Genomic DNA, 3,219 nt, shown 5'->3' with positions numbered 1-3,219 from the left:
GCAGACCGCAGTAGCCTTTGCGACTGCTGCGCAGCCGAGCGGGAGCACCCCCCCCCCCCACGGTTTTTGGTCAGTCCAATACTGCCCGGCGCTGGAAGCGCTCAATCCGTCGTGCTCGCCGTCAGCACACCCAGGGTCCGGCGCCCGGGATTCCAGATGCTCAGGCACCACACGCCCCACCACTCCAGGCCATCATCGAAATAGTCGCTCCAGGGATCCCGGGCGGGATCGGGCTCGTCGCTGGCCAATGCGTTGAAGTTGAAGTTGTCGACCCAGTCCAGCACCACCACGCCGCTATCCGGCACAAGTCCGAGCAGTTCAAGCCACTCTTTGAACAGCGCCTGGGGCGTGTCGTTGGTGAAGCGGGTGCTGTAGGGCGGCTCGCAGAACGCGTCGTACAAGGCATAGGCTTGCGGGTTGCGTTCAGTTTTTCCCGTGCGCATGAGCCGGATGACCTGATCCTGACCCAGCGCCTTGGGAACGGCCTTGCTCAGGTCCCAGTGCATGCTCGGTGGGGCGATATCGGCATAGCGCGGATCAAGGCGCAGTTGGCGATCTCGCTCAAGCCATTGTGCCTCGATGTGCTGGAACAGTCGGTCCACGGCCTGGCGGTGCAGCGACTGATCGACGATTTCATCCGCTTCGGGAGCAAGTGCCAGGAATTCGAAGGCGCAACCGGCCGCCTCCATTCGCTGACGCAACGCTTCACTGGCTGCCTGCTCGACGATGCTCAACATGTTGGCTCCGCTAACCTTTCACACAGACGACCTGACGCAGGGTATGCAGCACTTCGACAAGTTCACGTTGTGCATGCATTACCTTGTCTATGTCTTTGTAGGCCATCGGAATTTCATCAATCACCGCGGCGTCCTTCCGGCATTCCACATGGGCGGTCGCGCGGACCTGATCCTCGACGCTGAAACGCCTTTTCGCCTCGGTCCGGCTCATGACCCGGCCGGCACCGTGGCTGCACGAACAAAACGATTGCTCGTTGCCCAGGCCGCGCACGATAAAACTCCTGGCGCCCATCGAACCGGGGATGATACCCAACTCGCCTTTCCTGGCCGACACCGCGCCCTTGCGCGTCACCAGTACGTCGTGTCCAAAGTGTCGCTCTTTCTGCACATAGTTGTGATGACAATTCACCGCTTCCAGCGCCACTTCGAACGGTTTGCCGATAACCTGGCGGGCGGCACGTATCACCGCGTCCATCATCAAGGCCCGATTCTGCCGGGCGAAATCCTGGGCCCAGCCCACCGCTTCGACATAATCGTCGAAATGCCGGCTGCCCTCCTCGAAGTAGGCCAGGTCACGGTCCGGCAGATTGGCGAGGTGCTGGCGCATGTCGGCCTGGGCCAACTGGATGAACAGATTGCCGATGGCATTGCCCACGCCCCGGGAGCCACTGTGCAACATGAACCAGACCCGGTTGGCCTCATCCAGGCACACTTCGATGAAATGATTACCGCTACCCAGCGTACCCAGATGCTGACGGTTGTTGGTCCGGGCCAGCTTCGGGTATTTGTCGGTAATCGCCTTGAAGCGCGCGGCCAGCGCGACCCACGCCTGGTCGGCCTCGCGTGGGACATTGCTCCAGGCGCCCTTGTCGCGTCCGCCATGGCTGAGGCTGCGCCCATGGGGCACGGCTTTTTCGATGGCGCTGCGCAGGGCCTGGAGGTTGTCCGGCAAATCGGCGGCATCAAGCGAAGTGCGCGCGGCGATCATGCCGCAACCGATATCCACCCCTACCGCCGCCGGAATGATCGCGCCTACGGTCGGGATCACGCTGCCGATGGTCGAGCCCTTGCCCAGGTGCACATCGGGCATCACCGCCAGGTGTTTGAAAATGAATGGCATTTTCGCCGTGTTCATTAATTGCTGGCGGGCTTCGGCCTCCACCGGCACGCCCTGGGTCCAGAGTTTGATGGGCTTGCCGTTGGCGACTTGCAGCAATTCGTAGGTTTTCTCGTGCATGGTCGCGGTTCTGTTCAATGACGAGCCGCGCTTGATTGCCGGCTCAGAATTTCGACACTGGGCATGAACGCAGATTCAGCGAGGATTTGTCGAACGCGGTTGCGTGTCTGGATGTGGCGAGCCGGAAATAACGCCTCGGCGATAGTCGCTGGGCGTCTGGTTCATTTCGATACGGAAATGCCGATTGAAGTTGGACAGGTTGTTGTAGCCCACTTCAAAACAGATGTCGGTCACCGCCATTTCGCTCTGCGACAGCAGCCGGCAGGCACGCTGGACCCGGAGCTTGCGCATCAGGTCGATGAATCCATGACCGGTGATGCGCTTGAAGAAGCGCGAGAAACCGGGTTCGCTCATGCCCAGTTGCCGGGCGATCACCGACAGGCGCAGGTCGCCGGTCAGTTCGGCTTGCAGATATTCGAAGGCTTTCTGAATGCGCGCCGAGCTGCGCTCATCGAGCGTCGGCGCGTAGCAAGGGCTGGCCAGGCACAGGACATCGCTCTCGCGAGCGCGACCAAGGGTGTCGAGCAGTTCGAAAAACAGTGCCAGCCGCGCCACGCCCCGGGCCGGTCCGATCGCTTCGAGCAACTGCGCGGCGCGCCGCGCGGTGCCGCCGTTGAAGGCCAGGCCACGGCGTGCCTGTTCGAACAGGCGTTGCAGGTTTCCCAGTTCCGGCAGTGTCTGGCGCAGGGCCATGAGGGTGGCGCCACAGAACTGCAACACCACGTCACGCCCAGCCAGATGCTCGCCAGGCGCCAGGTCGCCCATCCAGTCGTGGGGCAGGCCCGGACCGATCATCGCCACATGGCCGGGCCCGAACGGGCCGATGTAGTCACCCGCCAGCAGCCTGCCGCTGCCCCGACGGATCAAGTGGATTTCAAACTCCGGATGGTGATTCCAGCGCGCCATGGGATAAGGATAGTCATGCTCGTACCAGCGAAAGCTGTGCTCGGGCTCAGGCAGGATGACCTCCAGCTCGGGCGGGCGCTGGTCGTAAAGCAGCGTTCGATGATCAGGCATGTCGAGCCTCTCTTAGCGTTATGGACCGCACCATACGCTGGCTGCCCAGCGATCCGCCAGCTTCGCCCTGACGCGCCACTGATACTTTTTTAACCGCCAGGCTGGAAGGTTAAAAAAGTATCACGCAACGATCCTCTGCGTGTTTGTCGACCTTCGGTGACACTGCTGTAATCCCCATAAACGGCCGGTGTCCCGCTTTGACCGATACCCGAGGCGGGGGGGGGGGGG

Annotated in this window: 3 protein-coding genes; all 3 read right to left on the bottom strand. The window is 62.0% G+C overall.

Going from position 1 to position 3,219, the window contains the following annotated elements; genetic code table 11:
• Positions 1-101: 101 nt before the first annotated feature.
• Positions 102-737 carry a hypothetical protein gene (locus ACE04F_RS06500; RefSeq protein WP_486105496.1) on the bottom strand — a complete coding sequence of 212 codons (636 nt, stop codon included), beginning with the start codon at positions 735-737 and terminating at the stop codon, positions 102-104.
• 10 nt (positions 738-747) lie between these two features.
• Positions 748-1,974 carry an RtcB family protein gene (locus ACE04F_RS06495; protein WP_486105495.1) on the bottom strand — a complete coding sequence of 409 codons (1,227 nt, stop codon included), beginning with the start codon at positions 1,972-1,974 and terminating at the stop codon, positions 748-750.
• A gap of 75 nt (positions 1,975-2,049) precedes the next feature.
• Positions 2,050-2,991 carry a helix-turn-helix domain-containing protein gene (locus ACE04F_RS06490; protein ID WP_486105494.1) on the bottom strand — a complete coding sequence of 314 codons (942 nt, stop codon included), beginning with the start codon at positions 2,989-2,991 and terminating at the stop codon, positions 2,050-2,052.
• Between the last annotated feature and the right edge of the window lie 228 nt (positions 2,992-3,219).

Source organism: Pseudomonas sp. AGC41 (assembly GCF_057334555.1).
This window is presented reverse-complemented; position numbering and strand designations above follow the sequence as displayed.

Bases quoted from the DNA above. Each gene is read 5' to 3' on its own strand.
- ACE04F_RS06495 (WP_486105495.1), bottom strand. From the start codon at position 1,974: ATGCACGAGAAAACCTACGAATTGCTGCAAGTCGCCAACGGCAAGCCC.
- ACE04F_RS06490 (WP_486105494.1), bottom strand. From the start codon at position 2,991: ATGCCTGATCATCGAACGCTGCTTTACGACCAGCGCCCGCCCGAGCTG.
- ACE04F_RS06500 (WP_486105496.1), bottom strand. From the start codon at position 737: ATGTTGAGCATCGTCGAGCAGGCAGCCAGTGAAGCGTTGCGTCAGCGA.